The sequence below is a fragment of the Streptomyces ambofaciens ATCC 23877 genome (genome assembly GCF_001267885.1).
GTDB classification, from domain to species: domain Bacteria; phylum Actinomycetota; class Actinomycetes; order Streptomycetales; family Streptomycetaceae; genus Streptomyces; species Streptomyces ambofaciens.
This window is the reverse complement of record NZ_CP012382.1, coordinates 1,256,360-1,280,879: the sequence shown is the minus strand read 5'-3', so window position 1 is coordinate 1,280,879 and position 24,520 is coordinate 1,256,360. Positions and strand designations below refer to the sequence as shown.

Genomic DNA, 24,520 nt, shown 5'->3' with positions numbered 1-24,520 from the left:
CGTCGCCCCGTCGTCGCCGACCGGACGGTGACGCGGTGGTGGCGGGCACACCGACGGGTTCTCAGGGTCGCGTAGGGGTCCGGTCTCAGGGACGTCTCAGGGGCGCCGTACGGAACTGCCGGGAGCCCGGGCCCGTTTTCAGGACAGAGAGCGGCAGTGGCCGCGAAGGAGGCGACATCATGTCGAAGAACGCCAAGGTTGCGGCAGGCGGTGTGGCGGTCGGGCTCATCCTGCTGATCTGGCTGCCCTGGTGGGCCGCCCTGCTGATCGTTCTGGGAGTTCCGGCCGCCGCGTACCTCACCCTGGACCCCTCGCAGCGGCGCAGGCTGCGCCGTGCGACGCGCAAGGAGATAGGCCGATGAGGCGCTAGCGCCGCCGCCCCGCGGCCGGCTCCTCCAGAGGGCAGGAGTCGACCACGTCGCCGTCCGCGGGCATGCCGACCGTGTGGTCCGCGGGCGGCGGGGTGCCCCGCTCCACCCACGCCGTCAGCGCGTCGAACGCCGACCGGAAGCAGGGCAGGATCGGTCGCAGCTTGTCGGGGTGGGTGTCGTACAGCCCGTCGACGTGGGTGCCGCCCTGGATCGTGTAGTAGCGGTGCAAGGTCCCACGCCCGCTCGCGTCGATCATGCGGGCGTACACGTCGGAGTCGGTGGCCTTGGGCAGTAGCGCGTCGAGATCGCCGTGCAGGGTGATCAGGGGCTTCGTGACGCGTCCGGTCAGGGCGACCCGAGCCACCGCGCGGTGGACGGAGGCGGGACGTGCCGTGTAGTCGTACGCCGAGTCGGAAGGGCACGGCGCCAGGATCTCCTCCGGCGCGGACCCGGCGGTCGGCCCCGGGCAGCGCGGGTCGTAGCCCGGGTCGAACTCGGCGCGGTAGATCTTCTGGGTCAGTCCCCAGTAGGCCTTCTCGTGGTACGGCCACAGGAACGCGGAGCCGCGTGCGAAGCCCGCCGTGTACAGGTCCTCCTCCCGCGCTTCGCCGAACATCCGGGCCACCGTCACCGGCAGGGACGTGAGCAGGCTGGGGCCGTCCGCGGTCCACAGCGCCCCCTCCCAGTCCACGCCGCCGTCGTACAGCTCCGGGTGGTTCTCCAGTTGCCAGCGGGTGAGGTAGCCGCCGTTGGAGATGCCGGTGACGTACGTGCGACGCGGTGCGTGTCCGTAGCGTTGGGCGACCACCCGCCGGGCGGCACGGGTGAGCTGCGTGGTGCGCGTGTTCCACTCGGCGACCGCGTCTCCGGGCCGTGTGCCGTCCCGGTAGAAGTCCGCACCGCTGTTGCCCTTGTCGGTCGCGGCGTACGCGTATCCCTGCGCGAGGACGCGGTCGGAGATCGCCTTGTCCGTGGCGTACTGCTTGCGCGTGCCCGGCGCGCCCGTGACGACGAGGCCGCCGTTCCAGTGGTCCGGCAGCCGGATCACGAACTGCGCGTCGTGCCGCCAGCCGTGTGTGGCGTTGAAGCGGGAGGAGTCCGGGAAGTAGCCGTCGACCTGGACGCCGGGAACACCGGACGGAGCCCGGGTGCCGAGGGCCGTCAGCCCGGCCTGGTCGGCCATGTCGGTGTAGGGGGTGCCCGCGAGCCCGGTGGTGGTGAGATCGTCCAGACAGGCGCTGCGCTGGAGGGCCGCGCCCGGCACCCGCACACGGTCCTGGCGGGAGCAGTGTCCCCCTTCGGCGGCCGTCGCGGCCGCGGGGGCCGGCCCGATGAGCGTGACCGCCGTGAGGACGGCGGCGAGGAACGGGACACCACGGGGCAGACGCATCAGGGACTCCAGGCGCGACGGGAGGGGCTCAGGGGTGCCCCATCGTGCGGGCCCGCCGCGGCCGTATCCATGTGCTGGAACCACATGAGGGAAGGGCCGGGCATGGAGGCCGAAGACGGCCCGGCGCAGCCCTTCGGCTTTGCCGGGCTCTCCGGTACCCGGTCAGCTCGGCCGTACCGCCATTTCGTCGAGGGCTTCCAGGAGCCCGGGCAGCGACGGCCCCCGTCCCACCGGCAGAACCTCGCCGGGTTCCTCGTCGAGCAGGATGAAGGCGATGTCGTCGGTTCGGGCGACGAGCGACCAGCCGGGACCGTCCGCCCGCAGCGTCCGCGCGTCCCCCGTCGCGAACGACGAACGGACCCGGCCCAGGGGCGGGGGCGTGTCGATGTAGGCGCGGGCCTCCGCGAGCACGCGCCGGACACCGCTGTGCCCGGGGAGCCCGGCATCGTCCCGACCCGCGGCATCGCCCTGGTCCGAGGTGCCGGCTCGATCCGTGGTGCCGGCCTGGCCCGCGTCGCCGGCTCGGTCGGTGCCGCCGGCTCCGTCCGCGGCGTCGGCCTGGTCCGCGGCGCCGGCCGGCGGCCCTTCGCCGGCGACGGAGGCCCGGCCCCTGTCGGCGCCGTTCTCCGGGGCGCCGTTGCCCGCGCCGGGCCCGCCGTCCGGCGCGGGAAAGTCCGCGTCGTCGATCTGCTCCCGCCACCGGGCCCACTGCGAAGCGATCTCGTCGGCCCCCAGACGTCGCTGCGCGGGCCCCCACACGGCCGTGTCCGGCGGTGTCAGCGCGGGCTGGTCGGCGGACTCGGGGCCGGGATCGTGCGGCGCGGGCACGCCGGGGGCCGCCACGGCGACCGCGAGGGGCCAGCCGGGCAGCGCGGTGACGACCGTACGCTCGTCCGGCGACAGGTCGTACTCCATCCCGCAGTCCCAGGACGCTACGGCCACGGCGACCAGCGACGCATCGTCGATGACCACGGTCCACCGGGCACCGTCACCGTCCTGGCCGAGCACCAGGCCGTAGCCGTCGGCCAGTGGGGGGAGACCGAGCGCCGCACACGCCTCCACGTAGTCGTCGCCCAGCACACTCGGAAACTTCGCCGGCGTCAGCAGCACCGCCGTGAGCACGTAGAGCGCATCCTCCGCGGCGGCGACGGTGTCCTCGTCCGTCCCGGCCATCCCAGCCTCCCCATCGGTTGGTCCAATGGCGCGCACCCTAGTGCGACCGGGAAGCCCTTGTCACGACTCCCAGACGCACCCGAGCTGCAGCTTTCCGGCTGGACGGGGGCGAATCGACCACCTGTCCCGGACGGTCGGGTCAGGTCGCGGGCAGCCCCAGAAGGGCCCGGGCCACGTCCCTCGGCGACTCGCCGCGCTCCCGCGCGAGCGCGATCACGGCCCGGCAGGCCAGCTCGTTCACCCCGAACGACAGGGCCTCCGGCGACACCCAGCCCGCCGCCTCGTCGATGCCCTCCTGGTCGTCCTCCGCGGATGCCGAGACGTAGGCGGCGGCAGCCTCGAAGAGATTGTGTGCACGCGGCTCCCCTCCGTCCTTCCTCTCAGCGCGCCGGGCGGCGCGAGATCTGCCCCAGGTCCCGCGGATCCTGCCGAACAAGCGGACCACCTCCCCTGCCGAGTGCCGTGACCGGTGACCGTCCATCTCCTCCCCATCGACGTAGAGTTGAACCTCCTACGGCAGGAGGGGACGAGGACTGTGAAGCGCTTCGAGCGGCTGCGGCAGATCCGGCGGATGGACCCTTACGAGGAGGCCTCGGAGATCTATCGGCTGGCCTCGGCCTACGAGTTCCCGTGGGACTTCGCCCGTGCTCTCGAGCTGGCGCTGTACCGCACCTACGCCGTTCCGAGCATCGGCCGACTGCTGGCGCGGACCACGGAGTTCACGGACCGGGCGCAGAAGCGGTACGACGACACGGCGCTGCTGCTCGACGCCGTCGTCGAGCACGGCTTCGGCAGCGAGCAGGGCCGCACGGCCATCCGGCGCATCAACCAGATGCACCGCGCCTACGACATCACCAACGACGACATGCGGTACGTCCTGTGCACCTTCGTGGTGGTGCCCAAACGCTGGATCGACGCCTACGGCTGGCGCAGGCTGTCGCGCCACGAGACCGTCGCCTCCGTCGTCCACTACCGCACGCTGGGGCGGCACATGGGCATCAAGGACCTTCCCACCTCGTACGAGGAGTTCGAGGCCTGCCTCGACGCCTACGAGGAGGCCCACTTCGCCTGGGACGAGGAGGCGCGCCGGGTCGCCGACGGCACACTCGACCTCATGGCCTCCTGGTACCCCGGTCCCCTCGCGCCGCTCCTGCGCACCGGCACCCTCGCCCTGCTCGACGAGCCCCTCCTGCGTGCCTTCCGGTACACGCCGCCGAGCGCCGCCAGCCGCGCGATCGTGCGCCGCGCGGTGCGTCTGCGCGGGCGCGCGGTCCGCCTGATGCCCCCGAGGCGTACCCCGCACCACGCCCGGCAGAACCGGGAGATCAAGGGCTACCCGGACGGCTACCGGCTGGCGGAGCTGGGCACTCGCCCCACCCCCGGGGTCCGGGGCTGCCCGGTCCGGCAGATCGGCGCGTCACCCGTCGAGTGAGTCGATGGTCTCGCGCAGCCAGCCGAGTTCGGCCCGGGACGTGGCTCGGGCGATGGTCAGAACACCACGCCGGAAGGGGTCGTCGAGTTCCTCGGCGCGCATCGGCCGGTCGCCGTCGTAGAAGAAGCTCGCGGGCTCTTCCAGGAAGGCCAGCCGGCGGCGCAGCACGGCGGCCTGGGCGCCGGCGTCGTCCAGGTGCCGGAGGAAGGCGAGCACCGTGAACCAGCGGTTCTCGTCGGTGATGTCACGCTTCGTGGGCTCCGCGAGCCGACGGCGCAGCTCCTGCCGTCCCTCCTCGGTGAGGGTCAGGACGTGACGTGGTGCCGCCACGGCGCCGGGCTGCGTGGCGCGCGCGAGGAGGCCCGCCGCTTCCAGGCGTTTGATGGCGGGGTAGAGCGTGCTCTCGGCGACGGGCCGGACGTGCCCGGTCAGGGCGGTGATGCGTTTGCGCAGCTCGTAGCCGTGCAGGGGGGCGTCGTACAGGAATCCGAGGATGGAGAGCTCCAGCATGCTCGCATTCTCGCGTACGGCCGCTGTACATCGGGCATCCGATACTCCGTCCGTCTTATACATCGGTTCCGATGTATTCTCCTCGGGAGCGCGGCGACAGTTGCGGCCCATCGAGGGAGGACGGAATGAGAGAGGCACGGTTCGACGGCGAGGGAAGCCGCATCCGCTGGACGGAGACGCCGGGGGAGGAACCCGCGCGGGTGTACGTGCACGGTCTCGGTTCGATCTCGTCCGTGTACCACGCGCACATCGCGGCGCGCCCGGAACTGGCGGGACGGCGCAGCCTCTTCGTGGATCTGCCCGGTCACGGCATCAGCGACCGGCCCGAGCGCTTCGGCTACACCCTCGACGACCACGCCGACGCGCTGGCCGCCGCGCTGGACGAGGCGGGACTGTCCGGAGCCGAGCTGATCGCCCACAGCATGGGGGGCGCCGTCGCCGTCGTCCTCGCCCACCGGCGGCCCGAGCTGGTCTCCCGCCTGGTCCTCACGGAGGCCAATCTCGACGCCTGCCCGCCACCGACCGCGGGCAGCAGCGGCATCGCCGCCTACGAGGAGGACGACTTCGTCGACCGCGGCTTCGCGCGCGTACTGGAGCACGTCGGACCGCCGTGGGCGGCGACGATGCGGCTGGCCGACCCCCGGGCCCTGCACCGCTCCGCCGTCGGGCTGCGCCGGGGATCGCAACCCGTGATGCGCGCCCTTCTCGAAGGGCTGCCGGTCGACCGGGTGTACCTCCAGGGCGAACTCAGCGGAGAAGTGGCGGGCCGCCAGGCGCTGGAGGACGCGGGCGTGCGCGTGGTGACCGTGCCGGGGGCCGGACACAACGTGATGCTCGACCGGCCCGACGTCTTCGCGGCCGAGGTCGCGGGCCGGAGCTGAGCGGTCAGTCCTCGCGCACGGCCAGCGCCAGGAAGCGGTCGTCCTCGTCGACGTACGACGTCATGCGCCACCCGGAATCCGCCAGCAAGGGGCGGAGACGGGGCTCGGCGCGCAGGTCGTCCGGTGTGATCTGCCGCCCCTGCCGTGCAGCGAGCGCCGCCCTCCCGATCGGGTGGAACAGCGCCAGCACACCGCCGGGACGCACGACGCGCGCCAACTCCCGCAGACTGCGCGCGGGATCGGGCAGGTGTGCGACGAGACCCGCCGCGAACACGGCATCGAGGGAACCGGACCGCAGCGGCAGCGCGGCGACGTCGGTCAGCAGCAACCGCCCGTCACGGTCCCGCCCGGCCCGTACGGCGGCCTGGAGCATCGCCGGTGTCAGGTCGGCCCCGACCACGAGGCCCGACGGCCCCACGGCCGCACGCAAGGACGGCAGGGCGCGGCCGGTACCGCACCCCGCGTCGAGCACGCGGTCCCCCTCCCGCAGACCCAGCCGGGCGGCCGCGGCCGCGTAGGCGGGCCCGTCGTCGGGGAACCGGCTGTCCCAGTCGGCGGCGCGGGCGCCGAAGAACTCCTGGACGTGCGTGTGGTCGTCGCTCATGCCCCGCATGATCCCTCAAGCGCGGGGATGACGCTCCAGCGCGCACGTTCGAGCGTGACGCGATCGTTCCAGCGCTTCTCTGTGTCAGTTAGCAACACCTTTCGAAATGCGCCCCCGTTGTGCGCCCTTTCCAGGACTAGCGTCCCGGGGCCATGGGACACCTGGACCACGCCGCCCTCGGCTGGCTGACCCCCGCGCTGTCGTACGCGATGGCCTGTACCGGCGCGGCCCTCGGGCTGCGCTGCACCGTACGCGCCCTCGCCGCCACCGGGCGGGCGCGCCGCAACTGGCTCCTCACCGCGGCCTCGGCGATTGGCACGGGCATCTGGACGATGCACTTCGTCGCCATGCTCGGCTTCCGGGTGCACGGCACCGACATCCGCTACGACGTGCCGCTCACCCTCACGAGCCTTCTCGTCGCCATGATCGTCGTCTGCGCCGGCGTCTTCGCGGTGGGCTACGGCCGCGACCGCGGGCGGGCACTCCTGCTCGGTGGGCTCACCACGGGTCTCGGCGTGGCCAGCATGCACTACCTGGGCATGGCGGCCGTGCGCCTGCACGGCGACGTGAGCTACGACCCGTCGCGCGTCGGGCTCTCCGTCCTCATCGCCGTCGCCGCGGCCACGGCGGCCCTGTGGGCGGCGCTCCACATCAGCTCGCCCCTCGCCGTCACCTTCGCCTCGCTGATCATGGGAGCGGCGGTGAGCAGCATGCACTACACCGGCATGTTCGCGGTGAGCGTGCGGGTCACGCCCTCCGGCGAGGCACTGCCTGGGGCCACGGCGATGCAGTTCGTCTTCCCCCTCGCCGTCGGCCTCGGGTCCTACCTCTTCCTGACCGCGGCCTTCGTCGCACTGTCGCCGACGGCGGGGGAGCGTGCGGCCTCCGCCTCGGCCCAGCGACCCGTGGGGAGCACCGCCGGGTGACGGCGCCCCGGGCCACCACGGTCCGGCGCCCCGAGGCACCGACCCACCTCCTAGCGAGCGAGAAGGCCATGCGCACACCCCGTACGACCGCCGCGGCCGGCGCCGGGACGCCGCCGCTCAAGCCAGCCGTGCGCGGCCGTCGCGCGCACGCCGGACCGCCGGCCGACGAGGACCGGACGGACGCCATGAGCGAGACACCCGGCCCGGCGCCCATCAGCGCCCGGAGCAGGGGACTGCGCCCGCGCACCGTGCGCGCCAGAATCGTCTGCCTGCTGATGGTGCCCGTCGTCTCCCTCCTCGGCCTGTGGGCGTACGCCACCGTCACCACCGCCCAGGACATCGCCCGGCTGCGGCAGGTGCAGCGTGTGGACGGCCAGGTCCGGTCCCCCGTGAGCGCCGCCGTCGCCGCGTTGCAGGCCGAACGGCTCGCCGCCGTACGCCACACCACCGATCCGTCGGCGGTGCGGAGCGCCGACTACCGGGAACTCTTCGCGCGCACCGACCGCGCGGTGGGGAAACTGCGGCTCGGGGACCGCCACACCGTCGCCGACAGCGAGGGCCTGCCCACCGGGGTGGCCCGACGCCTCGACGCCTTCCTCGTCGGCGCCGAACGGCTCGGGCCACTGCGCACCGCGGTCCTCGACCGCCGCACGGACTGGGAGGAGGCCTACCGCCGGTACACGACGACCATCGCGGCCGCCTTCCCCGTGGGCGGCGCGCTGAGCGGTGTCCAGGACGCCGATGCGGGATCGGACGCGCGCGTGCTGGTCGAGTTCGCCCGCGCGGGCGAGGCGCTGGCCCAGGAGGACGCCCTTCTGGCCGGCGCCCGCCTCGCCGACGGCCTCGACGGCGAGCGGTTGCGGCTGTTCACCGGAGCCGTCGACCGCCGCCGGACGCTGACCGGCTCGTCCGTCGCCGACCTGCGGGGCTCCGAACGCGCCGCCTGGCGGGAACTCGCCGGTAGCGGCGCCTACGCGGCCGTGGGGGCGACCGAGGACAAGCTGCTCGCGGGCGGTGCGCGGGCCCGGGGGATCGAGGAGACCGCGCTCCGGGCCACCTGGGACAGCGCTCACGCGCGCGTGCGCGACGGGATGCGGACGATCGAACGGGACGCCGGGCGGGAAGTCGCCGACCGGGCCGACCCGTTCACGCGTGGCCTGCTGACACCGGCCGGGGCCGCGGTCCTCCTCGGCCTGCTCTCCGTGGCCGCGTCGCTCGTCATTTCCGTCCGCATCGGCCGCGGCCTCGTGGTCGAACTGGTCAGCCTGCGCAACAGCGCCCTGGAGATCGCCAGGCGCAAACTGCCCGAGGCCATGCGCAGACTGCGCGCGGGAGAGGAGATCGACATCCGTTCCGAGGCGCCACCCGGACCACCCGCCGAGGACGAGGCCGGTCAGGTCGCCGAAGCCCTGGACACCGTGCACCGTGCCGCCCTGCGGGCTGCGGTGGAACGCGCCGAACTGGCCAGTGGCATCTCCGGAGTCTTCGTCAACCTCGCCCGCCGCAGCCAGATCCTCGTCCACCGCCAGTTGAGCCTCCTGGACGCCATGGAGCGCCGGTCCGACGATCCCGACGAACTGAGCGACCTCTTCCGCCTCGACCACCTCACCACCCGCATGCGGCGCCACGCCGAGAGCCTGATCATCCTCTCCGGCGCGGCACCCGGCCGGGCCTGGCGCATGCCGGTCTCCCTCACCGACGTGGTCCGCGCGGCCGTCTCGGAAGTCGAGGACTACGCGCGCGTGGAGGTACGACAGCTGCCCGAGGCGTCCGTCGTCGGTGCCGCCGTCGCCGACCTCACCCACCTCGTGGCCGAGATCATCGAGAACGCCGCCCAGTTCTCGCCACCCCACACACGCGTGCGGGTCACCGGCGAGCCCGTCGGCAACGGCTACGCGATCGAGGTCGAGGACCGCGGGCTCGGCATGGGCAAGGACAGCCTGGCCGAAGCCAACCACCGCATCGCCCGGTCCGAGGCACTCGACCTGTTCGACAGCGACCGGCTCGGCCTGTTCGTGGTCAGCCGGCTGGCCGCCCGGCACGCCATCAAGGTCCACCTCAAGACCTCGCCCTACGGCGGCACCACCGCCGTCGTCCTGCTGCCCACCGCGCTCCTGCACAGCGGACCGGCGGCCCCTTCGCCCAGGGCCGCGCACGAGGCGTCCCGGCCCGAGGGGCACCTCCACGCGCGCGTGCCGGCCCCCGCCGAGCATCAGGAGACCGTCTCGGCACCGGACGACCGGCCCGCCCTGACGGCCTCCGCACCGGCCAGAACGGAAACGACCGCACCGACTCGGCACCCAGGAGCCCCCGCCTTGCGACTGCACCGTTCCCCCGGCGACCCCGCGAGCACCGACGAACCAGGCCCGCGGTCCGTGACGGAGGAACCCGAGCACCTCCCCCGGCGCACCCGGCAGGCCAGTCTCGCGCCCCAACTGCGCGACAGGCGCACCGCGGACCCCGCGCAGCCGCCGCCCCGCGACGACGAACGCACCCCCGAAGCCGTCCGGGACCGCATGACGGCCTACCGGGACGGCTGGTCGCGCGGCGAGGGCCGGACATCCGGCCGCGGAGCACCGGGGGATGCCACGGCCGGCGGCCACAGCGATGAAGGAGACCCCGCATGATCCACGATTCCGGCACGGGAACCGCCCGGCGGACCCGCGAACTCGACTGGCTGCTGGACGACCTCGTCGTACGGGTGGGCGAGGTACGACACGCCGTGGTGCTGTCGAACGACGGCCTCGCCGTCGGCGCGTCGACCGGTCTCGGACGCGAGGACGCCGAACACCTGGCGGCGGTCGCCTCCGGCTTCCACAGCCTGGCCAAGGGCGCCGGCCGCCACTTCGGTGCCGGGGGCGTGCGCCAGACCATGGTGGAGATGGACGACGGCTTCCTCTTCGTCGCCGCCGCGGGCGAGGGCTCCTGTCTCGCCGTCCTCACCGCCGCGACCGCGGACATCGGCCTGGTGGCCTATGAGATGGCCCGTCTGGTGAGACGTGTCGGCGAGCACCTCCGCACCGCTCCGCGCGCCGCCGCACGGCCGCCCGCCGGCGGATGAGACGGGAGGGCGCGCGGATGACCGAGGACGCCACGGGCGACGGACGGGACCGGCCGGGCAGCCAGTGGTACGACAACGAGGCCGGGCCGCTGGTGCGTCCCTACGCGATGACCGGCGGACGCACCCGCCCGGGCCCCACGGGCGTGGGGTTCGACCTGATCGCCCTCGTGACGCGTGCCCCTGGCGCACCGGGCGCCGACGACCCCGTGCTGGGGCCGGAACACCGGACCCTGATCGAGCTGTGCCGCACGGAGACCCAGTCGGTCGCCGAACTCGCCGCCGACGCCGACCTGCCCGTGGGCGTCGTCAGAGTGCTCCTCGGCGACCTGGTGGACCTCGGCTCGGTCACCGTCAGCCGTCCCGTGCCGCCGGCGCAGTTGCCCGACGAACGGATCCTGCGCGAAGTGATCGACGGGCTACGAGCCCTCTAGAGGAGGCCGAGAACCATGACCGGCAACACCGTGCACGACCATCAGGACGGGAAGAAGTGAGCAATGGTCTTCGAGCACTCCGACGCCGAGGACGGCGACACGGGCCCGCTGGCGTTGAAGATCCTGGTCGCCGGAGGCTTCGGCGTGGGCAAGACCACCCTGGTGGGCGCGGTCAGCGAGATCCGGCCGCTGCGCACGGAGGAACAGCTCAGCGAGGTCGGCCTGCTGGTGGACGACACGGACTGTGTCGACCGCAAGGTCACCACGACCGTCGCCATGGACTTCGGCCGCATCACCATCCGCTCCGGTCTTTCCCTGTACCTCTTCGGCACACCGGGTCAGGACCGTTTCTGGTTCCTGTGGGACGAACTGGCCCAGGGAGCGCTCGGTGCCGTCGTCCTCGCGGACACCCGGCGCCTGGCCGACTGCTTTCCGGCGGTGGACTACTTCGAGCACCGGCGCATCCCGTTCGTGGTGGCGGTCAACCGCTTCACGGGAGCACGCCGCTACGACGCCGAGGACGTCCTGCGCGCCCTCGACCTCGACCGGGGGACGCCCGTGGTGTTGTGCGACGCCCGGGACCGCGCCTCGGGGAAAGAGGTGCTCATCAGGCTCGTCGAGTACGCCGGGCGGATGCACACCGCCCGGCTGCTCGACTCCGTACGCTGACCGCACCGCGCGTCGGACCGGAGGGGCCTCAGTCCGCCACGGCCTTCTGCGCCAGGACCTTCTCCACGGTGACGCGGACGAGCAGCTCGCCCGGGACGCCGTTGCGAGCCCCGAACTCCGCGGCGCGCTCCTCGCCCATGTACCGGGCACCGATGCGCTCGGCCCAGTGCCGAAGGTCGGCGGGATCCTCCGAGGTCCGTGCGCGCCCCTGCAGCACGACGAAGTCGAAGGGCGGCCGGGCGTCGTCCACGCACAGGGCGACGCGGCCGTCACGGACCAGGTTGCGGCCCTTGACCGTGTCCTTGCCGGTGTTGAACACCACCTCGTCCCCGTCGAGCAGGAACCAGATCGGTGCCACGTGCGGGCTGCCGTCCGCCCGGACGGTCGACAGCTTCGCGGTGCGGGTGCCGTCCGAGACGAACGCCCGCCATTCCTCATCGGTCATCTTCTCTGCCATGCCCCCATCCTCCTTGCCCGGAGCACGGGCGTGGTGAAGGCTGGCGGGCAGATCCTCCGGCCAGGGGGAGACCATGCAAACGGGGACAACACGGGGAGTTCGGACCATGGTGCAGAACCAGGGACTCGGCTGGCTGCTGGACGACCTGACCGGCCGTGTGGAACACGTCCGGCACGCGTTGGTGCTGTCCAACGACGGGCTGGTGACCGGAGCGAGTACGGGCCTGCGGCGGGAGGACGCCGAGCACCTCGCCGCCGTCTCGTCCGGACTGCACAGCCTGGCCAAGGGCTCGGGCCGCCACTTCGGCGCCGGGCAGGTACAGCAGACGATGGTCGAGTTCGACGACGCCGTTCTGTTCGTCACCGCCGCCGGGGCGGGCAGTTGCCTGTGCGTGCTCAGCGGCGCCGAAGCCGACATCGGGCAGATCGCCTACGAGATGACGCTGCTCGTGAACCGGGTCGGCGAGCATCTCGACGTGGACGCGCGACAGCCGGGGCGTATATCGCCGACAGAGCTCTGACCTGGACCTTCCATGCTCGGGGGCGGTCGGCCGGAGAGTTTTCCACAGGCCCGTCGCGGAGGTCGCGGCAGCGGCTACGGTTTTGTGTCAGGCGGGCGCGGACAGCGCAGGCCGCACACTCCACGGGGGAGACGAGCATGTCCGGCAACACCCTCACACACGAGACGACGACCTCCGCAGACCCGGTCGGCACCACCCGCGGCACGTCTGTGGCGCCGAGCCGGGCGGCACGCGAACTCGGTCTCAAGCGCAGCGAGTTCACTCTCGCGGTGCACCTCGGCCGCATCCGCACGCTGCCCGACGACGGGGGAGGGGGCGGCCGGCGCGTGGCCCGGGACGAGATCGAGCGGATCCGGGCGCAACAGGGCTTCCCCGAGGTGCTGCGGGAGAGCGTCCGCTCCGTCGGGACCGCGGAGGGCGCGGCTCTCATGGAAGTGACCAGGGCCCGGTTCACCCGTCTCGCCCGGCTGGGCCTCTTGGTGCCCGTGTCGTTCTACATCAACCGGTACCGCGCCGTCGTCTGGCTCTATCTGGCCGACGAGCTGCGGCAGTTCGCGTCCGACGAGAGGAACGCCGCGCTCCTGAAGGGCCGCACCCCGGAGGGGCTGCGGGACCAGCTGACGGAGGGCCTGGACCTGCGCCCCCGCAACTGGCGGGGCCGGCACCTGGGATTCCTGCTCCGCCGGGCCGACGACGACCCGTGGTCCCGGGCGGCGGCCGTGGCGTCGCTGCTCGACCCGGTCGAGGTCTCGGAAGTCGTCAGGGACCCCTGTGAACGGTCCCACCTGCTGCGGTTCCGCCCGACCCAGCCGTCCCACGGAGTCCCCGGCTCCCCGTCCGCGCAGCTCGCCGAGGAGATCATGACGGCGGCCGACCCGGACGAGATCGACTGGCTCCGCGCGGACCTGGCGGGCGCGGTGGACGCCGCTCGCAGGCAGCGTCCGGCCCCACGCCCGGTCCCGAGGGGGGCCGAGCACCACCCGGCACCGAAGGAGCACCACCCGGCACCGAAGGAGCGGCACCCGCAGCGTCGAGTGCCGCACCCGGACCTTCACCCGGCGCGGTCGGCGTCGACCCCGCCCGGCCTCGCGCCGCGCCCGCCGAAGACCGAGGCGCGCGGACGGATTCGCGGTCTGTTCGGCAGGCTGTGGCGCAGAGACCCGTGACCTACAGCGCCCGGAAGAGCCCTTCCTGGACGACGGACACCAGCATGCGCCCCTGCGTGTCGTAGATCCGGCCCCGGGCCAGACCCCGCCCGCCGGTCGCGATGGGTGACTCCTGGTCGTACAGGAACCACTCGTCCGCACGGAACGGCCGGTGGAACCACATGGCGTGGTCCAGCGACGCCATGTCGAAGCCCCGCGGCCCCCACAGAGGCTCCACCGGGAGGCGTACGGCGTCCAGAAGCGTCATGTCGCTGGCGTAGGTCAGGGCGCAGGTGTGCACGAGCGGGTCGTCACCGAGCGGCCCGACCGCGCGCATCCACACGGCGCTGCGCGGCTCGGCCTCCTCGACCTCCTCGGCGCTCCAGCGCAACCGGTCCACGTAGCGGATGTCGAAGGGCTGGCGGCGGGCCATCCGCTCGAACTGCTCGGGCAGCGCCCCCAGGTGCTCCCGCACCTCGTCCGTGACCGTCGGCAGGGACTCGGGATCCGGAACCTTGCGGGCCGGCGGCAGCTGGTGCTCGAAACTCCCCTGTTCAGGCTTGTGGAAGGAGGCGGTGAGCGTGAAGATCGTGCGGCCCTGCTGCACGGCGGTGACCCGGCGCGTCGTGAAGGACCGGCCGTCCCGGTCCCGTTCGACCTGGTACACGATCGGCACGCCCGGGCGCCCGGGGCGCAGGAAGTACGCGTGGAGCGAGTGCACCGGGCGCTCCCCGTCCGTGGTGCGTCCCGCGGCGACCAGTGCCTGGCCGGCGACCTGGCCGCCGAAGACCCGCTGCAGCGACTCTTCCGGGCTGCGGCCGCGGAAGATGTTGACCTCGATCTGCTCCAGGTCGAGCAGGGACACGAGGCTCTCGGCCGGATTCGTCATGGGTGGGATTCTCCTGTGCTCACAGCTGGCCGACATCGGTGACGCGGACGACCGCCCGGCCCTCCGCGTCGGAGGCCGTGAGGTCGACCTGCGCGCTGATGCCCCAGTCGTGGTCGTCGTTCGGGTCGTCGAAAATCTGCCGGACTCGCCACAGGCCGTTCTGCGGCTCCTCCTCGATCACCAGCAGCTTGGGACCGCGGGCGTCGGGACCGGTGCCGAGGTCCTCGTACTCGTCCCAGTACTTGTCCATGGCCTCGCCCCACGCGTCGGCGTCCCAGCCGGCGTCGCCGTCCATCTCGCCCAACTGCTCGACCTGGTCGAGGGCGGCGAGCTCGACACGGCGGAACATCGCGTTGCGGACCAGGACACGGAAGGCGCGGGCGTTGGCGGTGACCGGCCGCACCTGGTCGGCCTTCTCCTGCGCCTCCTCGGCGGTCATCTCCTCCGGGTTGGCGAGCTGCTCCCACTCGTCCAGCAGACTGGAGTCGACCTGGCGCACCATCTCGCCGAGCCACTCGATCAGATCCTGCAGGTCGTCGGACTTCAGGTCGTCCGGGACGGTGTGGTCCAGTGCCTTGTACGCGCTCGCGAGGTAGCGCAGCACGATGCCCTCGGTACGGGCCAGCTCGTAGTGGGAGACCAGCTCCGTGAAGGTCAGCGCCCGCTCGTACATGTCGCGGATGACGGACTTGGGCGACAGCGGATGGTCACCGACCCACGGGTGGCTCCTGCGGTACGTGTCGTACGCGTGGAAGAGCAGCTCCTCCAGAGGCTTCGGGTACGTGATGTCCTGGAGGCGCTCCATGCGCTCCTCGTACTCGACACCGTCCGCCTTCATCGCGGCCACGGCCTCACCGCGCGCCTTGTTCTGCTGGGCGGCGAGGATCTGCCGCGGATCGTCCAGAGTGGACTCCACGACGGACACCATGTCCAGCGCGTACGACGGCGACTCCGGGTCCAGCAGCTCGAACGCGGCCAGGGCGAACGTGGACAGCGGCTGGTTCAGCGCGAAGTCGTGCTGCAGGTCCACCGTGAGACGGACGACGCGCCCGTCGGCGTCCGGCCGGTCGAGCTTCTCGACGATGCCGCCGTCCAGCAGCGAGCGGTAGATGGCGATCGCCCGCCGGATGTGCCGCAGTTGCTGCTTGCGCGGCTCGTGGTTGTCCTCCAGCAGGTGCCGCATCGCCGCGAACGCGTCACCGGGCCGGGCGATCACCGACAACAGCATGGTGTGGGTGACCCGGAAGCGGGACGTCAGCGGCTCCGGCTCCGAGACGATGAGCTTGTCGAACGTGCTCTCCGACCAGGCCACGAAGCCCTCGGGAGCCTTCTTCCGAACGACCTTCCGCCGCTTCTTCGGGTCGTCACCCGCCTTGGCGAGCGCCTTCTCGTTCTCGACGACGTGCTCGGGCGCCTGGGCGACGACGAAGCCCTCCGTGTCGAAGCCGGCGCGCCCGGCCCGGCCGGCGATCTGGTGGAACTCGCGGGCCCGCAGCGTGCGCACCCGGCTGCCGTCGTACTTGGTCAGAGCGGTGAACAGCACCGTACGGATGGGGACGTTGACGCCGACCCCGAGCGTGTCCGTCCCGCAGATCACCTTCAGCAGGCCGGCCTGCGCCAGCTTCTCCACCAGCCGCCGGTACTTGGGCAGCATGCCCGCGTGATGGACGCCGATGCCGTGCCGGACGTAGCGGGAGAGGTTGCGGCCGAACTTCGTGGTGAAGCGGAAGTTGCCGATCAGCTCGGCGATCCGGTCCTTCTCCTCACGCGTGCACATGTTGATGCTCATCAGTGCCTGCGCCCGCTCCACGGCCTGCGCCTGCGTGAAGTGCACGATGTAGACGGGGGCCTGCCGTGCGGTCAGCAGATCGGTGAGCGTCTCGGTGAGGGGCGTGTAGCGGTACTCGTAGGAGAGCGGCACCGGCCGGGTGGCCGAGCGGACCACCGCCGTGGGACGGCCGGTGCGGCGTGCGAGGTCCTTCTCGAAGAAGGAGACGTCACCGAGCGTGGCCGACATCAGGACGAACTGGGCCTGCGGCAGTTCCAGCAGGGGAATCTGCCAGGCCCAGCCGCGATCCGGCTCCGCGTAGAAGTGGAACTCGTCCATGACGACCTGGCCGATGTCCGCGTGCTTGCCGTCACGCAGCGCGATCGACGCCAGCACCTCGGCGGTGCAGCAGATGACCGGGGCGTCCGCGTTCACGGAGGCGTCACCGGTCAGCATGCCGACGTTCTCGGTGCCGAAGATCTTGCACAGCTCGAAGAACTTCTCCGACACCAGTGCCTTGATCGGAGCCGTGTAGAAGGTGACCTCGTCCCGGGCCAGCGCGGCGAAGTGGGCGCCCGCCGCGATCATGCTCTTGCCGGACCCGGTGGGCGTCGACACGATCACGTTCGCGCCGGAGACCGCCTCGATCAGCGCCTCCTCCTGATGGGGGTAGAGCGTGAGACCGCGCTCCTGCGCCCACGCCTCGAAGGCTTCGTACAGGGCATCGGGGTCGGCGGTCCGCGGCAGCTGATCGATGAGGGTCACGCCCCCATCTTGCCTGGCCTCGGTCGCGATGGGGGAATCGGCTGTCCGCGTGAAGATCACGAACGCTACGCTGGGTCGCCGACGAGGCAGCAGCGGACCTGGACAACTGCACAGCGGCACACGAGGAATGGGGCGGGCAACGGCGATGATGGGACCAGCACACTCACTCTCGGGCGCCGCGGCGTGGCTCGGCGTCGGGGCGGCGACCGCCGCCGCGGGGCATCCGATGCCCTGGCCGGTGCTGCTCGCCGGAGCCCTGATCTGCGCCGGAGCGGCGCTCGCCCCGGATCTCGACCACAAGGCGGCCACCATCTCCCGGGCCTTCGGACCCGTCTCGCGGGGGTTGTGCGAGATCGTCGACAAGCTGTCGTACGCCGTCTACAAGGCAACGAAGAAACAGGGCGACCCACGGCGCTCCGGCGGACACCGGACGCTGACCCACACCTGGCTGTGGGCGGTCCTGATCGGGGCGGGAGCCTCGGCGCTGGCCGTCACGGGTGGGCGCTGGGCGGTGCTGGCGCTCCTCTTCGTGCACATGGTGCTCGCCATCGAGGGCCTGCTCTGGCGGGCGACCCGCGGATCCAGCAGCGACGTGCTGGTCTGGCTGCTCGCCGGGACCAGCGCCTGGATCCTCGCCGGGATACTGGACAAGTCGGACGGCGGCGCGGACTGGCTCTTCACCGCGCCGGGTCAGGAGTACCTGTGGCTCGGGCTGCCGATCGTGCTCGGTGCCCTGGTCCACGACATCGGGGACGCGCTGACCGTCTCGGGCTGCCCGATACTCTGGCCGATACCCGTGGGCCGCAAGCGCTGGTACCCCATCGGTCCGCCGAAGGCCATGCGGTTCCGGGCGGGCAGCTGGGTGGAGCTGAAGGTGCTGATGCCGGCGTTCATGCTGCTCGGGGGAGTGGGCGGCGCGGCGGCGCTCAACTTCATCTGAGGGGCGTGGTCCCTCCCCGCTCAGTCCGGCGTGTCCGGGTTCTGCCCCTCGCCTGCGCCGTAGCGCCGCTCGAAGCGGGCCACGCGGCCCTCCGAGTCCACCGTCCGGGCCTTGCCCGTGTAGAAGGGGTGGCTCTCCGAGGAGATCTCCACGTCGACCACCGGGTAGGTCTCGCCGTCGTCCCACGCGATGGTCTGGTCGCTGGTGGCGGTGGACCGGGTGAGGAAGGCGTATCCGGCGCTGCGGTCACGGAAGACCACAGCCTGGTACTCGGGATGCTTGTCCTGCTGCATGAGTGCTCCTCGTACGGCGCGGATCGTCGGGACGGCGGCGGATCACCGCCGGGGGTGGCGTCAGCCGGGCAGCGAGTCCTCGTCGACGACGTGCATCGCGGCCTCCTCGGCGGAGGCCGCCGCGCCGTCGATACCGACGTCCAAGGCGACCAGCGCGGGTTCCTCGTCCTCGTGCGCCCCCTCGTCGGGAGCCACGAGCCGGCCGGAGCGCTCCGCGCCGACCTCGTTGTCCAGCAGTTCCCCGTCGGTGCCGTCGGCGTCGCCCAGTCCGTCACCGTCGGGTGCGAGCAGGTCCGGCCGCTCCTCGGCGAGCCGTTCCTCCAGCGTCTCGCCGGAGAGCCGTTCGGCCGCCGTCACGCCGGTGTGCTCCACCGCCCAGGGGCGCTCCGGCGGGGACCAGCCGCGGTCGAGCGGATCGTCGACACCGTCGTTCTCGAGGGTGTCCTCCCCGTCGAGCAGCCCGGTGTCCTCCCGCTGCTCGGATCCGTCGGGCTGGTAGACGTCATCTCCCCATCCGTCGGCGCTGTTCACGGGTACCTCCAGGGGGTGGGGACGGGCCCCTTCTCACCGTGGACCGCGGCGGGCCGCCGCTGCACGGGGCACAGGCGTCACCCGTCACGAACCGCACGGTTCCCGGGCCTACCCCGAGCCGGTGCCTGCTCCCAGCCTTCCACCCCCGTTCGGGACCGCGCAACGCCACAGCCGTCGACCGGGTGCCCGACGCTTCGGCCCCGCGGCGCCGGCCAGCGGCCGGCCCCGGCCGCCCGGCCCGGCGCCGAGCGTCTTTCACCTGCACCGTCCCACCGGACCCGGACCCGACCGCACCGAGAGGTGCCGTTACCGTCCCTGCCCCGGCCCGGCACCGAGCGGCTCCGACCTGCACCGTCCGAGCCGAGCCCGGTCCCGACCGCACCGAGGTGCACCGTTACCGGCCCCGCCCAGCCACACCCAGCCCGGCCCCTCCGTCCCCGCCCGCCGGTCCCCGCCCGGCCCGTCCCAGTGCGACCCGGGCCCGGTGCCGGCCGGATCCGAACGGCGCAGCGTCCTGCCCGGTCCGGAGGGTGCTGTCGGGGCATGGTCAGCCGTGCCACGAGCGCCAGAGCGCCGCGTAGGCCCCGTCCGCAGCGACCAGCTCGTCGTGGCTGCCCAGCTCGCTGATCCGCCCCTTCTCGACGACGGCGATGACGTCCGCGTCGTGAGCGGTGTGCAGACGATGCGCGATCGCGACGACCGTCCGTCCGTCGAGGACACGGGCCAGGGACCGTTCGAGGTGGCGGGCCGCCCGGGGATCGAGCAGGGACGTCGCCTCGTCCAGGACCAGGGTGTGCGGGTCGGCCAGCACCAGGCGGGCCAGCGCGATCTGCTGGGCCTGGGCCGGGCTGAGCGCGAAGCCGCCCGAACCGACCTCGGTGTCCAGGCCCTCGTCGAGCCCGCGGGACCAGTCGTCCGCGTCGACCGCGCCCAGCGCCGCCCACAGTTCGGCGTCGGTGGCACCGGTCCGGGCGAGGCGGAGGTTGTCGCGCAGGGAGCCCACGAAGACGTGGTGCTCCTGGTTGACGAGGGCGACGTGCGAGCGGACGGTCTCGGCGGACATCCGGGACAGCTCGGCGCCGCCCAGGGTGACCCGCCCTTCGCGGGGGCCGTAGATGCCGGCCAGCAGCCTGCCCAGCGTGGACTTGCCGGCGCCCGAGGGACCGACCAGCGCGAGCCTCGTGCCGGGGGCGACCTCCAGCGTCACCTTGCGCAGGACGTCCACGCCCTCGACGTAGCCGAAGTGCACGCGGTCGGCGTGCACGTGCCGCCCGTCGGGGGCCAGCGAGGAGTCACCGGCCTCCGGCTCGATGTCCCGCACGCCCACCAGCCGGGCCAGGGACACCTGGGCGACCTGGAGCTCGTCGTACCAGCGCAGGATGAGGCCGACGGGGTCGACGAGCATCTGGGCGATCAGCGCCGCCGTGGTCAGTTGACCGACCCCGATCCAGCCCTGCAACACGAACACACCGCCGATCAGCAGGACGGAGGAGAGCACGGTCACATGGGTGACGTTGATGACCGGGAAGAGCACCGACCGCAGCCAGAGCGTGTAGCGCTCCCAGGCCGTCCACTCCGTGATCCGCCGCTCCGACAGCGCGATGCGACGGGCGTCGAGGCGGTGGGACTCGACGGTGCGGCCGGCGTCCACGGTCTCGGCGAGCGCGGCGGCGACGGCGGCGTACCCGGCGGCCTCCGAGCGGTAGGCGGCGGGCGCCCGCCGGAAGTACCAGCGGCAGCCGACGACCAGCAGCGGCACCGCGATCAGGACCGCGGGCGCCAGCGGCGGCGCCGTGATCACGAGCCCGCCGAGCAGCAGCACCACCCACACGGCACCGATGGCCAACTGCGGCACAGCTTCGCGCATGGCATTGGCGAGCCGGTCGATGTCCGTGGTGATGCGGGAGAGCAGATCACCCGTTCCGGCCCGTTCCAGCACGCCGGGCGGCAGCCCGACCGACCGCACGAGGAAGTCCTCGCGCAGATCGGCCAGCATCCGCTCGCCCAGCACGGCTCCGCGCAGCCGCACCTCCCGCACGAACACGGCCTGGACGACGAGCGCGAGCACGAACAGCGAGGCGGTGAGCCCGAGGTTCAGCTCGCGGGTCCCGTCCGACACCCGTTCCACCAGTCCGCCCAGCAGATAGGGGCCCGCCATGGAGGCGATCACCGCGACGGTGTTGACGGAGACGAGGAGGAGGAACGCCCGGCGGTGCCGGCGCAGCAGTTCTCCCGCGTACGCGCGTACGGTCGCGGGGGCCCCGACGGGCAGGGTGCTCGCCGTGGTCGGGGCCGCCGGGTCGTACGACGGTGGCGCGACGCCGATCATGCCGTCTCCTCGATCTCTTCCAGTCGGTGCAGTACGTCGTCGTCGACGAGGACGGCGTCGTCCGGGGTCTTCTCGCGCTTTCGTGTCCGCTCGCCGTCGGGCGCCGACCGGCCGTGCGGGGGCTGCTCCGGACCGCCCGCGGCCGGCGGGACCCTCTCCTCGTGCGCCGCGGTCTCCTCGTCGGTCTCGCGGGTCACCACCGCCCGGTACCGGGGCTCGGTGTGCAACAGCTCCCGGTGGGTGCCGACCGCGGCGACCTCGCCGTCGTGCAGGAACACGACCCCGTCCGCGCGGTCCAGCAACAGCGGCGACGACGTGAACACCACGGTGGTCCGTCCGGCGCGCAGCGTCCGCACGCCGTCCGCGATCCGTGCCTCGGTGTGCGAGTCCACGGCCGAGGTCGGCTCGTCCAGGACGAGTGCCTCCGGGTCCGTGATCAGGGACCGGGCCAGCGCCAGCCGCTGGCGCTGGCCGCCGGACAGCGAGCGTCCCCGTTCGGTGATGCGGGCGTCCATCGGGTCGTCGGCGCCGACCGATCCCTGGGTCAGCGCCGCCAGCACGTCGCCGCACTGGGCCGCGGCCAGCGCGTCCTGCGCGGCGACCGCGCCGGAGGCGGGCACGTCGAGCAGTTCCCGCAGCGTGCCGGAGAGCAGTACCGGGTCCTTGTCCTGGACCAGCACGGCGGTGCGTGCGGACTGCAGCGGCAGTTCGTCGAGCGGCACGCCGCCGAGCAGCGCCGACTCGCCCTGCTCCGAGGGATGCCCGCCGAGCCGTTCCGCCAGGCGCCCGGCCGCGTCCGGATCGCCGCACACCACGGCGGTGAACCGGCCCGTCGGCGCCAGGAGACCGGTGGCCGGGTCGTACAGGTCCCCGGCCGGCACCTCGGCGGCGCGTGACCCCGCGGTGTCGGTGGCCCGTTCCAGGGCGAGCACCCGCGCGGCCCGCGTGGCCGACGGCCGGGAGAAGGAGTACGCCATGGCGATCTCCTCGAAGTGCCGGAGCGGATAGGTGAGGATCATGACGGAGCTGTACACGGTGACGAGTTCGCCGACACCGATGCGGCCCTCGCGGGCGACATGGACGCCGTGCCAGACCACGGCGACCAGCAGCAGCCCCGGCAGCAGGACCTGGATCGCGGAGATCAGGGACCACATCCGGGCGCTGCGCACGGCGGCGTGGCGCACTTCCTGGGAGGCGCCGCGGTAGCGGTCGAGGAAGAGCTCCTCGCCGCCGATGCCACGCAGCACCCGCAGCCCGGCGACGGTGTCCGAGGCGAGTTCGGTGGCGCGGCCGGCCTTCTCGCGTTGCACGTCGGCCCGTCGGGTGGCCCGGGGCAGCAGGGGGAGGACGGCGAGGGCCAGCACCGGCAGGCCGAGGATCACGACGACGCCGAGCGCCGGCTCGTAGACGACCAGGGCCAAGCAGACCAGTACGATCGTCAGCGCCGCCGCCGTGAAGCGGGAGACGGCCTCCACGAACCAGCCGATCTTCTCGACGTCGCCGGTGGAGACGGCCACGACCTCTCCCGCCGCGACCCGACGGGTCAGCGCCGAGCCCAGGACCGCGGTCTTGCGGGCCAGCAGTTGCTGGACGCGGGCCGCAGCGGTGATCCAGTTGGTGACGGCGGTGCGGTGCAGGAAGGTGTCGCCGAGCGCGTTGCCGGCGCAGCACACGGCCAGGAGACCGCCCGCCAGGGCGAGTCGGGCGCCGGAACGGTCGACGACGGCCTGGATGGCGAGACCGACGCAGAACGGCAGGGCGGAGACGGAGGCGAAGTGCAGCATGCCCCAGGCCAGCGACTTGAGTTGTCCTCCCAGCTGGTTGCGGAACAGCCACCACAGGAATCGGTGGCCCGAGCGCGCGTCCGGCACGCCCGGGTCGGGATACGGAAGGTCTTGGATCTGCATGACGTCCCAGTGGCTCGTGTCAGGGGGTGCCGTTGCGGTACGGCGGCAAGAGGCTGCAAACCGTGCAAGGTTCGCGTCGCGCCATGCCCAAAATCAAGCGGTTTTCCGCGGTGGGACACGAATCCGGCTGCCGTCCGTCGCACCCCTGCCCCGTCCGCCCACCGCCAGTGCGACCATGGACCGATGCGTACTGGTGGTGCACGGCGTACGGCGGTCGCTCTGGCGGTCCTCGGATCCCTGCTGGCGACGCTGTCCGCCTGCGGCGGCCCGTCGGGGCACGGCGCGGGCGACGGGACGGACGCCCGGGCGAGCGGAGCCGCCGGCGGTGCGGGACGGGGCGGAGCCACGGCCGACCCGACACGGATTCCCGGCGTCGGCGACCGTCTCCAGCGGCTGGTTCCCACCGACTCCCGTCAGGTCGTCGCGGTGTACGGCGAGGACGAGGACTCCGCCGATTCCACGGTCGTGCTGTACACGAAGCGGGGCTCCGGCTGGCAGCGCGTGCGCAGTTGGGCGGCGCACAACGGAACGAAGGGGTGGACGACGGACCACCACGAGAACGACAGACGCAGCCCCGTCGGCGTCTTCACGCTCAGCGACGCCGGCGGCGTCCTCCCGGACCCCGAGCCGGCTCCCGGCACCGGCCTGCCCTACACCCGGTCCGCCGCCTTCGCGGCACCGAGGTGGTGGGACAAGGCGTACTGGCACGACTTTGACCACGTCATCGCCATCGACTACAACCGGGTCAAGGGCACTGCCCCGAACGACCCCACCCGCCCGCTGGGCGCGTCCAAGGGGGGCGGGATCTGGCTGCACCTGGACCACGGCAGTGGCACGTCCGCCTGCGTGAGCCTGCCCAAGCCGGCCATGGAGCACCTGCTGCGCACGCTCGACCCCGACCTGCACCCGGTGGTGGTCATGGGGGACAGGGAGCACCTGAAGCTCTGAGGGCGCGTGCCCCGGTCACCCGGCAGGGCCGCCCCGCGCGACGCCGGGCCCGTCGACCAGCGTGTCCAGCAGCCCACCGAGCACCGTGCGCTGCTCGCCCGTCAGCGGCGCCAGGATCTCCTCCGCGGCGGAGCGGCGCGCGCCGTGCAGCTCCCGCAGGGCCCTGTGTCCGTCGTCGGTGAGCTCGATCCGGATCACCCTGCGGTTCGCCGGGTCCGGGACGCGGCGCACCTTGCCCGCGGCCTCCAGACCGTCGACCAGCGTCGTCACCGCCCGGGGCACCACCTCCAGACGCTCGGCCAGGTCGGCCATGCGGGGCGGCGAGCCGTAGTGTGCCAGCGTGCGCAGCAGCCGGGACTGGGCCGGTGTGATGCCGAGGTCGCGGTGTTCGAGATGGCGCTTCTGGATGCGGTGCACCCGGCGGGTGAGCCGCAGCAACTGCTCGGCGAGCAGGCCGTCGGGATCGGGGGCGGTCATGCGGGAACAATATCAGGATGATGTTCATTGTGAGTATAGGTAACAATGAGCTATGATCCGCAAGGTTGCCGGAAGTCCGCCCGGATCATTGTCGGAAGTCCGC

25 protein-coding genes are annotated in these 24,520 nt (G+C 72.6%); 12 read left to right on the top strand and 13 right to left on the bottom strand.

What is annotated here, in order from left to right; all coding sequences use genetic code 11:
• Window positions 1-179 precede the first annotated feature (179 nt).
• Window positions 180-362 (top strand): hypothetical protein, encoded by a 183-nt coding sequence (locus SAM23877_RS05695; protein WP_053127522.1) that lies wholly within the window; start codon window positions 180-182, stop codon window positions 360-362.
• Window positions 363-366: 4 nt separating this feature from the next.
• Here the strand turns inward: SAM23877_RS05695 and SAM23877_RS05690 are convergent, their stop codons facing one another.
• The 3 genes from SAM23877_RS05690 to SAM23877_RS05680 form a co-directional block, all read right to left on the bottom strand.
• Entirely contained in the window at window positions 367-1,761 is a 1,395-nt protein-coding gene (locus SAM23877_RS05690; RefSeq protein ID WP_053127520.1) for a tannase/feruloyl esterase family alpha/beta hydrolase, read from the bottom strand.
• Window positions 1,762-1,923: 162 nt separating this feature from the next.
• A complete protein-coding gene (locus tag SAM23877_RS05685; RefSeq protein ID WP_053127518.1) occupies window positions 1,924-2,934 on the bottom strand; it encodes a hypothetical protein in 1,011 nt (336 codons plus the stop codon).
• A gap of 139 nt (window positions 2,935-3,073) precedes the next feature.
• Entirely contained in the window at window positions 3,074-3,370 is a 297-nt protein-coding gene (locus SAM23877_RS05680; RefSeq protein WP_174532195.1) for a hypothetical protein, read from the bottom strand.
• 99 nt (window positions 3,371-3,469) lie between these two features.
• Between SAM23877_RS05680 and SAM23877_RS05675 the strand changes: the two genes are divergently transcribed.
• Window positions 3,470-4,366, top strand: coding sequence for an oxygenase MpaB family protein (locus tag SAM23877_RS05675; RefSeq protein WP_053127515.1), 897 nt, complete (start codon window positions 3,470-3,472; stop codon window positions 4,364-4,366).
• Here the strand turns inward: SAM23877_RS05675 and SAM23877_RS05670 are convergent.
• Window positions 4,352-4,876, bottom strand: a complete 525-nt coding sequence (locus SAM23877_RS05670; RefSeq protein WP_053127514.1) for a PadR family transcriptional regulator — start codon at window positions 4,874-4,876, stop codon at window positions 4,352-4,354. The two genes, SAM23877_RS05675 and SAM23877_RS05670, sit on opposite strands and share 15 nt — an antisense overlap.
• 125 nt (window positions 4,877-5,001) lie before the next feature.
• Between SAM23877_RS05670 and SAM23877_RS05665 the strand changes: the two genes are divergently transcribed.
• Window positions 5,002-5,757 (top strand): alpha/beta fold hydrolase, encoded by a 756-nt coding sequence (locus tag SAM23877_RS05665; RefSeq protein ID WP_053127511.1) that lies wholly within the window; start codon window positions 5,002-5,004, stop codon window positions 5,755-5,757.
• A 4-nt stretch (window positions 5,758-5,761) separates the two neighbouring features.
• Here the strand turns inward: SAM23877_RS05665 and SAM23877_RS05660 are convergent, their stop codons facing one another.
• Window positions 5,762-6,361 (bottom strand): class I SAM-dependent methyltransferase, encoded by a 600-nt coding sequence (locus tag SAM23877_RS05660; RefSeq protein ID WP_053127509.1) that lies wholly within the window; start codon window positions 6,359-6,361, stop codon window positions 5,762-5,764.
• Between the two features lie 152 nt (window positions 6,362-6,513).
• Here SAM23877_RS05660 and SAM23877_RS05655 point away from each other — a divergent pair, with 152 nt between their 5' ends.
• The 5 genes from SAM23877_RS05655 to SAM23877_RS05635 all read left to right on the top strand — a co-directional run bounded on the left by SAM23877_RS05655 (window position 6,514) and on the right by SAM23877_RS05635 (window position 11,448).
• Window positions 6,514-7,287, top strand: a complete 774-nt coding sequence (locus SAM23877_RS05655; RefSeq protein ID WP_053127507.1) for an MHYT domain-containing protein — start codon at window positions 6,514-6,516, stop codon at window positions 7,285-7,287.
• Between the two features lie 68 nt (window positions 7,288-7,355).
• Complete coding sequence (locus SAM23877_RS05650) at window positions 7,356-9,914, top strand: sensor histidine kinase (protein WP_053142192.1); 2,559 nt, start codon at window positions 7,356-7,358, stop codon at window positions 9,912-9,914.
• A complete protein-coding gene (locus tag SAM23877_RS05645; RefSeq protein WP_053127505.1) occupies window positions 9,911-10,348 on the top strand; it encodes a roadblock/LC7 domain-containing protein in 438 nt (145 codons plus the stop codon). The genes SAM23877_RS05650 and SAM23877_RS05645 overlap by 4 nt, the downstream gene beginning before the upstream one ends.
• A gap of 17 nt (window positions 10,349-10,365) precedes the next feature.
• Complete coding sequence (locus tag SAM23877_RS05640) at window positions 10,366-10,779, top strand: DUF742 domain-containing protein (protein ID WP_053127503.1); 414 nt, start codon at window positions 10,366-10,368, stop codon at window positions 10,777-10,779.
• A gap of 63 nt (window positions 10,780-10,842) precedes the next feature.
• Window positions 10,843-11,448, top strand: a complete 606-nt coding sequence (locus SAM23877_RS05635; RefSeq protein WP_053127502.1) for a GTP-binding protein — start codon at window positions 10,843-10,845, stop codon at window positions 11,446-11,448.
• 28 nt (window positions 11,449-11,476) lie between these two features.
• Here the strand turns inward: SAM23877_RS05635 and SAM23877_RS05630 are convergent, their stop codons facing one another.
• Window positions 11,477-11,905: a PPOX class F420-dependent oxidoreductase gene (locus SAM23877_RS05630; RefSeq protein ID WP_053127500.1), complete on the bottom strand. Its 429-nt coding sequence runs from the start codon at window positions 11,903-11,905 to the stop codon at window positions 11,477-11,479.
• A gap of 106 nt (window positions 11,906-12,011) precedes the next feature.
• Here SAM23877_RS05630 and SAM23877_RS05625 point away from each other — a divergent pair, with 106 nt between their 5' ends.
• Window positions 12,012-12,425, top strand: a complete 414-nt coding sequence (locus SAM23877_RS05625) for a roadblock/LC7 domain-containing protein (protein WP_053127498.1) — start codon at window positions 12,012-12,014, stop codon at window positions 12,423-12,425.
• Window positions 12,426-12,562: 137 nt separating this feature from the next.
• Window positions 12,563-13,591, top strand: a complete 1,029-nt coding sequence (locus SAM23877_RS05620; RefSeq protein ID WP_053127496.1) for a DUF6397 family protein — start codon at window positions 12,563-12,565, stop codon at window positions 13,589-13,591.
• 1 nt (window position 13,592) lies between these two features.
• On the opposite strand, the gene SAM23877_RS05615 is transcribed toward SAM23877_RS05620, so the two are convergent.
• Together SAM23877_RS05615 and SAM23877_RS05610 are read right to left on the bottom strand one after the other, a co-directional pair.
• Window positions 13,593-14,459 (bottom strand): acyl-CoA thioesterase, encoded by an 867-nt coding sequence (locus SAM23877_RS05615; RefSeq protein WP_053127494.1) that lies wholly within the window; start codon window positions 14,457-14,459, stop codon window positions 13,593-13,595.
• A 19-nt stretch (window positions 14,460-14,478) separates the two neighbouring features.
• Complete coding sequence (locus SAM23877_RS05610; RefSeq protein ID WP_053127492.1) at window positions 14,479-16,992, bottom strand: DEAD/DEAH box helicase; 2,514 nt, start codon at window positions 16,990-16,992, stop codon at window positions 14,479-14,481.
• Window positions 16,993-17,137: 145 nt separating this feature from the next.
• On the opposite strand from SAM23877_RS05610, the gene SAM23877_RS05605 reads away from it, so the two are divergent.
• Entirely contained in the window at window positions 17,138-17,932 is a 795-nt protein-coding gene (locus SAM23877_RS05605) for a metal-dependent hydrolase (protein WP_053127490.1), read from the top strand.
• A gap of 20 nt (window positions 17,933-17,952) precedes the next feature.
• Here the strand turns inward: SAM23877_RS05605 and SAM23877_RS05600 are convergent, their stop codons facing one another.
• The 4 genes from SAM23877_RS05600 to SAM23877_RS05585 all read right to left on the bottom strand — a co-directional run bounded on the left by SAM23877_RS05600 (window position 17,953) and on the right by SAM23877_RS05585 (window position 22,992).
• Window positions 17,953-18,225 (bottom strand): type B 50S ribosomal protein L31, encoded by a 273-nt coding sequence (locus tag SAM23877_RS05600; protein ID WP_053127488.1) that lies wholly within the window; start codon window positions 18,223-18,225, stop codon window positions 17,953-17,955.
• Window positions 18,226-18,285: 60 nt separating this feature from the next.
• A complete protein-coding gene (locus SAM23877_RS05595; RefSeq protein WP_053127486.1) occupies window positions 18,286-18,756 on the bottom strand; it encodes a DUF5709 domain-containing protein in 471 nt (156 codons plus the stop codon).
• Window positions 18,757-19,303: 547 nt separating this feature from the next.
• The gene (locus SAM23877_RS05590; protein WP_053127484.1) at window positions 19,304-21,085 is read right to left on the bottom strand and encodes an ABC transporter ATP-binding protein; all 1,782 of its coding nucleotides are present in this window, start codon (window positions 21,083-21,085) and stop codon (window positions 19,304-19,306) included.
• A complete protein-coding gene (locus SAM23877_RS05585) occupies window positions 21,082-22,992 on the bottom strand; it encodes an ABC transporter transmembrane domain-containing protein (protein WP_053127482.1) in 1,911 nt (636 codons plus the stop codon). Before SAM23877_RS05585 ends, SAM23877_RS05590 begins: the two co-directional genes overlap by 4 nt.
• Window positions 22,993-23,175: 183 nt before the next feature.
• Between SAM23877_RS05585 and SAM23877_RS05580 the strand changes: the two genes are divergently transcribed.
• On the top strand, window positions 23,176-23,940 hold the full coding sequence (locus tag SAM23877_RS05580) for a hypothetical protein (RefSeq protein ID WP_053127480.1): 765 nt from the start codon (window positions 23,176-23,178) through the stop codon (window positions 23,938-23,940).
• 15 nt (window positions 23,941-23,955) lie between these two features.
• Here the strand turns inward: SAM23877_RS05580 and SAM23877_RS05575 are convergent, their stop codons facing one another.
• The gene (locus tag SAM23877_RS05575; protein WP_053127478.1) at window positions 23,956-24,417 is read right to left on the bottom strand and encodes a MarR family winged helix-turn-helix transcriptional regulator; all 462 of its coding nucleotides are present in this window, start codon (window positions 24,415-24,417) and stop codon (window positions 23,956-23,958) included.
• Window positions 24,418-24,520: the final 103 nt, after the last annotated feature.